Here is a 7,178-nt window from a genome sequence, read left to right as displayed (position 1 = left end):
GGAATTTCAGGTTTTCGCCTGATTCAAATCGTTCAATTATTTTCTCGTTCGTGTAGTTCATTCAAATTAATGGCAACTTGTTATATAAAAACAAATATAACAGTTTACATATTATAATTTCGGGATAACAAAACTTCTGTATTGTTTTTATTGGATTTTGTTATTGACTGAATTATAGTATCCAAAGGACTACTAATTTGCATTAAATCTTTATGAGCGACGTGTGTATAAATCATAGTCGTCTCTGGCTTAGCATGACCTAATAACAGTTGTATATGACGTAAATCTACTCCGTTTTCCATTAAATGCGTAGCATAACTATGGCGTAATACATGTGGTGTCACTTGCTTTTTTATACCAGCGTAACCACAACTTTTCTTTAAAAACTGACGTACGCTAGTTGCAGAGTATGGCCCTCCGTCACGCCCTTCAATGATAAAAATATTTGGCTTGTAGGTGTTTAAATAATTAAATATTAAAGGTTTTAAAACTTCGCTCATTACAACACTGCGGTCTTTTCGGCCTTTACCTTGATTTACTCGTAATAAATTCCTGTCAAAGTCCAAAGAACTGATTTTTAAATCTAATAATTCTCCAATTCTTAAGCCGCAAGAATATAAAAGTCCAATAATAGCTCTATGCTTTAGATTTTTAGTCACTTGAATAAGGTCAAGAATTTCTTCCTTAGATAACACTATTGGCAGTTTTTTACTCTTTTTTGGACGTTTTAAGTCATCGGGTTCCAATGAAGGTAAATTACAATAATCAATAAAATATTTTAAAGCACTAACACATTGCCTATGACTACTAATACTAAAATTCTCACCTGCCAATACAATTTCAAAAAAATAATCGATATCCTTTTTCTTAATGTCTTGTATATCTTTTGGCTTATAGAAATTCATTAACCGTAATACAAAATAGCCGTAAGAACGAACCGTACTTTCACTTAGCCGTTTGCCTTTAAGAAAACCAGCATAATCCTTTAACAACTCTTTATACGTTGGCGGAAGAGCCTTAAACATTTCTATCATGTTCAGACTTGGTTTAATTTTTATTAGAGGTTGATACGTATTTCGAATAGGTTTTTTAAACTGACTGTAATCAACAAAATAACTTTTGCTTCTAAAATAATTGAATAACGTATGTATGGTACTTTTCGAATATAGAACATAATACGTCTTGTGAGTCTGTGACCACGCAACCCCTTCAACCTCCTTAATAATTGCTTTTGTTATTTCTTTATCATCAAAACCTATGGCTATTTGATTGTCATTATTATGATGCAATTTAGATAATGTAATCTTCATGATATTAGTCGTTTACGGAGTTGTTATAAAGATGTAAATTACGCTAAAATCATGGTTTATTTGAGATATAAATAAAGAAGCTACAAATTGTAGCTATATGTTAGACAAAAATAAGAGGGCAGAAGCCCTCTCGTAATTGTTATAATCAAAAATTGTTACTCAGCACTTTCCTCCATAGTATGATACACATTCTGAACGTCATCATCTTCTTCTAACTTTTCTAGAAGCTTTTCAACATCTTCCGCTTGTTCTGCTGTTATCTTTTTTGTGACCTGTGGAATACGTTCAAAACCAGAAGAAATAATTTCAATAGTGTTCTCCTCTAAATAGGCCTGAATTTTACCAAAACTCTCAAATGGCGCATAGACCATAACGCTTGTATGTTCAACTCCGTCTTCATCTTCGTCGGTATCTTCAAAAATTTCATCAACCCCAGAATCAATCAACTCTAATTCTAATTCTTCTAAGTCTAAATCATCACCTTTAATTTTAAAATTACAGGTATGATCAAACATAAAAACCACCGAGCCAGAGGTACCTAAACTACCATCCGTTTTATTAAAATAAGAACGTACATTAGCAACGGTACGTGTATTATTATCTGTTGCAGTCTCAATAAGTACAGCAATGCCATGTTGAGCATAACCTTCAAAAAGAACTTCTTTAAAATCTCCTAAACTTTTATCTGAAGCACGCTTTATAGCACGCTCTACGTTATCTTTAGGCATATTTACAGCCTTGGCATTTTGTATAACAGCTCTTAAACGTGAATTACTATCAGGATCTGAACCACCTTCTTTTACGGCCATTACAATATCTTTACCAATACGTGTAAAGGCTTTACTCATAGCAGACCAACGTTTCATTTTCCTTGCTTTTCTAAACTCAAAAGCTCTTCCCATCTTAATTATATTTTTAGTTCCTGTAAAGCAGGAATCTGTTAACGATTATGTTTTATCTCGTGCCTTCAATAACACTGAAATTAGACGTGGTAAAATTTTTACAATAGCAAATCTAAGAAAATATTGAAATTGTTTGAATAGGAATGAAGCTAAATGTAAAAAAAAATATAAGTTTCAAGATAAAAAACACTCAAAATAAGATATATGATTCCTAAATAGAAAATTGTCTATCAATAATTTCACTCGGCACACTAAAGTCAGGCCCTAAATGCGTTATTACTTTAAATTTTTAGTTCCAACTATCAACTCTCAATTAGTCCTCAACCTCCACAATAGCCTCAATCGCTTCTGCTAATTTAAAATCTTTAAGTGTTACACCATCCTCATCATGTGTGGAGAGCGTTATTTTTAAAATATTATAAGTATTACTCCAATTAGGATGATGATTTTGTGCTTCACACTCAAAAGCAATTCTACTCATGGCACTAAAGCAGTCTTTAAAATTATCGAATTCAAATTCGGCATGAATCGCATTGTCGTAATAATCCCAATCTGGTAAATGTAATAGCCTCTTTTCTATGGTAGTTTCATCTAATTTCATAATATTGATTTTATAAGTTTAAATGTAATAAAATGATAAACCGTTTCAAGTAATTTTAATGAGATTATTTTTCACACTTCACACTTCACACTTCACACTAACCACTCACTTCCCAAGTTCCTCTAATATTTCCTGACTCGTAATTTGAAGATGTTTAGGAAGTTTATTAAACTTAGGAAGCACAGCCAAATACCGATCTTCATTAGTGGTATAAACCTGTTTTAATACCACTTTTTTATTTGTGAGAGTACTGATAATTTCTTTGGTATAATCATCATGATGTACTAAATCGGTACTTCCTAAATGAAAAATTCCAGATTTATTTCTATTAATAATATAATGAATTTGCTGTGTTAGCTTTTTATCGAGCATCACATTCATAATTAAATTCGGAAATACTTCAACAGATTCATTTTCTAAAATGGCTTGTTTTAGTTCTTCTATTCGTGGGGAAGTCGCACCAAATATCATCGGAACTCTGATAACAGCAACTTGTTCTTCAGGAAGACGTAAGATTAAATTTTCAATTTTTATCTTGAAATGTCCATAAATACTATGACTTAATGTTTTGTCTAATTCATAACTCGGAAATTTACTGTAGGCATCGAATACGTTGGTAGAGGACAAGAAAATGATTTTAGAACCAAAACTGAGTGCGTATTCTGCAATGTGTTGGTGCACAATAGTCTGTGCATTAAAATTTCCACGAAGTGCAGAAATAATAATAGTCGGTTTAGTTGCCTCTAAAACCTCATAAACATCATCTTCTTCCAAGTTGTAATGAAAAAAATGTTTATTGGCTTCAAAGGCTTTTGTAGGCGTTCTATAAGTTCCGAAGGTTTTAAAATAGGGGCCTAATTCCTTATAAATGGCATTACCAATATAACCGCTAACTCCAAGTATTAAAATACGGTGTTTTTGAGGATCTAAATGTGTCTTCGTCATTAATCAAACTACACTCTAAATTTTAGCCTTTATAAAAAGGGGCCTTTACAACAGTTGCAGGGATCGCTTTTTTACGCACCTGAATAAATATTTTACTATCTACTTTAGAAAATACCGTAGGTACATAACCCATACCAATACCAATACCTAAACTAGGACTCATAGTACCAGAAGTCACTCTTCCAATCGTTTTTCCGCTGCTATCTACAATATCGTAACCGTGACGAGGAATACCGCGCTCATCTAATTTAAAGGCTACTAATTTATTTTCTGGTGTATGCTCTTTTTCAGCTTTTAACGCTTCACTATTAGTAAAGTCTTTGTTGAACTTACAAACCCAACCTAAACCAGCTTCAATGGGCGAGGTAGTATCATCAATATCATTACCATATAAACAATAGCCCATTTCTAAACGCAACGTATCTCTCGCTGCTAAACCTATAGGTTTAATTCCGAAATCAGCTCCTGCTTCAAAAACTTTATCCCAAACTTGTTTTACTTCCGAATTTTTGCAATAGATTTCAAATCCACCACTACCAGTATAGCCTGTAGCCGAAATAATAACATTATCAACACCTGCAAAATCACCAACTACAAAATTATAGAATTTTATAGCAGATAAATCATGACTCGTTATCGACTGCATTGCTTCAACGGCTTTTGGTCCTTGTATAGCCAATAACGAATAATCCTCACTTATATCTCGCATCTCAGCACCAACATCGTTTTTAGAGGCTATCCAATTCCAATCCTTTTCAATATTACTCGCATTAACGACTAATAAATACGTTTCTTCCTTTAATTTATAAATAATTAAATCATCTACAACACCACCATCATCATTTGGTAAACAGCTGTATTGCGCCTTGCCAACTTCTAACTTAGAGGCATCGTTACTCGATACGTTTTGAATCAGTTCTAAAGCATGTGGACCTTCAATTAAAAATTCACCCATATGAGAGACATCAAAAACACCAACCGATGTTCTAACTGTTTCGTGTTCTATATTTACACCTTCATATTGAACAGGCATATTATAGCCCGCAAATGGAACCATTTTAGCACCAAGTGCTTCGTGAGTAGACGATAAAGCAGTATCTTTCATTCTGAGTTGTTTTAATTTTAGATGTGCAAAACTACATAAATTTTACGAAGAACGTCCTAAATTAATACTAAGGAAATTTAGGGTTTATTAAAGAAATCAGTCTCAAGTTTTAAGGTTGAAATTATAACGGACATTTTAAAAAATCATAATTTAATATTAAAGGATTTTTAATTATAGCCATGTAGTAGTAAAAGCGTAGCCATATATTTAAAAATAATCCCTCTCATTTTTAAAGTTGAATCTAGTTGACCTTTCGTGGATTACCCTTTATGTCAGTTTCAATGGTGATATGCTTTTTCTAAATGCGTTAATTCTTTTCCGAATCGGAACAGTTTCTTTTAATGCGATATTAGATATTAGTAAAAATTAAATCTAAAACAATAATTATGAAAGCGATTTATAGAGATGTGATTGAAGCCTGTCAGAAATGTATAGTAGATTGTAGAATTTGTCTTACAGAAATGGCCGGAAAAGAGAGCATAAACGATTGTCCAAAGTGTTGCTTACAATGTGCTGATGCTTGTGATAACTTACTTAAAATGATGACATCAGATAGTGCTTACGTTAAACAATACGCCTTACTATGTGCCGAAATTTGTGACTATTGTGCAGATCATTGCGAAGAGCATAAGCACGAACATTGTATAGAATGTGCTAAATCGTGTAGAGCATGTTCTGAAGCGTGTCGAAAAATTGCAGCATAATAAAACAATTAACATTGAAATCAAAAAATGGCCATACTAGGAAATATAATTAAAGGAGTTATAGAGTTGAAGGATACGTTTACATCTGAAGTAATTCATGAAGAAGCTCAAGAAAAAGTACTTAAGGAATTGCTTGAAACAGCAAAAAGTACGCAATTTGGTGCGCAATATGATTTTGAAACCATACTTGAAGCAGCTAACTTACAACATAGTTTTGCCAAGCATGTGCCGTATTTTGATTACAATAAAATAAATACACAATGGTGGCATAAATACCATGAAGGAGAAAGTAATGTAACTTGGCCAGGGAAACCATCATACTTTGCATTGAGTTCTGGTACCACAGGTAAAACGAGCAAACGTATTCCTGTTACCGATGATATGATTGATGCGATAAGAAATGCAGGAATCAAACAGGTGTTTGCCTTAAATAATTTTGATTTACCTGCAGATTTTTTTGAAAAAGAAATCATGATGCTCGGTAGTTCTACAGACCTAGAGGAAAATAATGATCATCTCGAAGGAGAAATTAGCGGTATTAGCGCAAGTAATATTCCATCGTGGTTTAGAGGCTACTACAAACCAGGTGAAGAAATTTCACAAATTGAAGATTGGGACGAGCGCGTGCAGCGCATTGCAGAACGTGCTAAAGATTGGGACATTGGGGCATTAAGCGGCATTCCGTCTTGGATAGAATTAATGCTTCAAAAAGTAATAGACTACCACAATCTTAATAATATTCATGAAATTTGGCCAAACTTACAAGTTTATACCTCGGGTGGAGTGGCTTTTGGTCCTTATAAGAAAAGTTTTAATGCCTTATTAGGAAAGCCAATCACAGTTATTGATACGTATTTGGCTTCCGAGGGTTATATTGCTACACAAGTACGACCAGAAACGGATGCTATGCAGCTCAATACGGATAACGGTATTTATTTTGAATTTGTACCCTTCAAACCAGAATACATCAATGAAGATGGTTCGCTTAATGACCGAGCCCCAGCCTTAACTTTAGATCAAGTTGAATTGAATCAAGACTACGTTTTAATTATTAGTACAGTCAGTGGAGCTTGGAGATACCTTATTGGAGATACTATTGAATTTACTGATGTTGAACGTGCCGAAATTAAAATTACAGGAAGAACTAAGTTTTTTATGAATACAGTAGGTTCGCAATTATCAGTTAATAAAATGGATGCAGCTATGCGAGAATTAGAAGAGCGATTTAACACTACAATTCCGGAATACACCATCTGCGCCAAACGAGGAGATGATGACGAGTTTTATCATTATTGGTATCTAGGCTCGGATATAAAAGGTGTTGATAATTCCATTATTGCAGACGCTTTAGATCAAAGCCTAAAAACAGCAAATAAGAATTATAAAGTGGCTAGGAGCAAAGCCCTTAAAGGTGTGAAAGTAAAAGTGATTTCACCAAACCGCTTTTATGATTGGAACGAACGAAACAAAAAGAAAGGCGGCCAAGTAAAAATGGAACGCGTTATGGGAGAAGAAAAATTTGCGGATTGGGAAGCATTTATTAATGAGTCTTAAATTATGTATTATTCAAAATATAAAACTCAATTATTATTGAGTTAAACCATGAAAATA

At 33.4% G+C, this 7,178-nt stretch carries 7 protein-coding genes; 2 read left to right on the top strand and 5 right to left on the bottom strand.

Going from position 1 to position 7,178, the window contains the following annotated elements; genetic code table 11:
* Nucleotides 1-104 precede the first annotated feature (104 nt).
* From HM986_RS10220 to gcvT, 5 genes are all read right to left on the bottom strand, one after another.
* Complete coding sequence (locus HM986_RS10220; RefSeq protein ID WP_179334986.1) at nt 105-1,310, bottom strand: tyrosine-type recombinase/integrase; 1,206 nt, start codon at nt 1,308-1,310, stop codon at nt 105-107.
* Between the two features lie 155 nt (nt 1,311-1,465).
* Nucleotides 1,466-2,212 carry a YebC/PmpR family DNA-binding transcriptional regulator gene (locus tag HM986_RS10215; RefSeq protein WP_179334985.1) on the bottom strand — a complete coding sequence of 249 codons (747 nt, stop codon included), beginning with the start codon at nt 2,210-2,212 and terminating at the stop codon, nt 1,466-1,468.
* 313 nt (nt 2,213-2,525) lie between these two features.
* Nucleotides 2,526-2,813, bottom strand: a complete 288-nt coding sequence (locus HM986_RS10210; RefSeq protein WP_218841423.1) for a 4a-hydroxytetrahydrobiopterin dehydratase — start codon at nt 2,811-2,813, stop codon at nt 2,526-2,528.
* A gap of 105 nt (nt 2,814-2,918) precedes the next feature.
* Nucleotides 2,919-3,758 carry a sugar nucleotide-binding protein gene (locus tag HM986_RS10205; protein ID WP_179334984.1) on the bottom strand — a complete coding sequence of 280 codons (840 nt, stop codon included), beginning with the start codon at nt 3,756-3,758 and terminating at the stop codon, nt 2,919-2,921.
* Between the two features lie 22 nt (nt 3,759-3,780).
* Nucleotides 3,781-4,863 (bottom strand): glycine cleavage system aminomethyltransferase GcvT, encoded by a 1,083-nt coding sequence (gene gcvT, locus HM986_RS10200; RefSeq protein ID WP_179334983.1) that lies wholly within the window; start codon nt 4,861-4,863, stop codon nt 3,781-3,783.
* A gap of 386 nt (nt 4,864-5,249) precedes the next feature.
* On the opposite strand from gcvT, the gene HM986_RS10195 reads away from it, so the two are divergent.
* Entirely contained in the window at nt 5,250-5,567 is a 318-nt protein-coding gene (locus HM986_RS10195; RefSeq protein ID WP_179334982.1) for a four-helix bundle copper-binding protein, read from the top strand.
* A 27-nt stretch (nt 5,568-5,594) separates the two neighbouring features.
* Complete coding sequence (locus HM986_RS10190) at nt 5,595-7,121, top strand: GH3 family domain-containing protein (RefSeq protein ID WP_179334981.1); 1,527 nt, start codon at nt 5,595-5,597, stop codon at nt 7,119-7,121.
* Nucleotides 7,122-7,178 lie beyond the last annotated feature (57 nt).

The organism is Winogradskyella costae (assembly GCF_013403865.1).
In the GTDB taxonomy this organism is placed as follows: domain Bacteria; phylum Bacteroidota; class Bacteroidia; order Flavobacteriales; family Flavobacteriaceae; genus Winogradskyella; species Winogradskyella costae.
The sequence above is the reverse complement of the archived record's forward strand: the minus strand, read 5'-3'. Positions and strand labels throughout refer to the sequence as shown.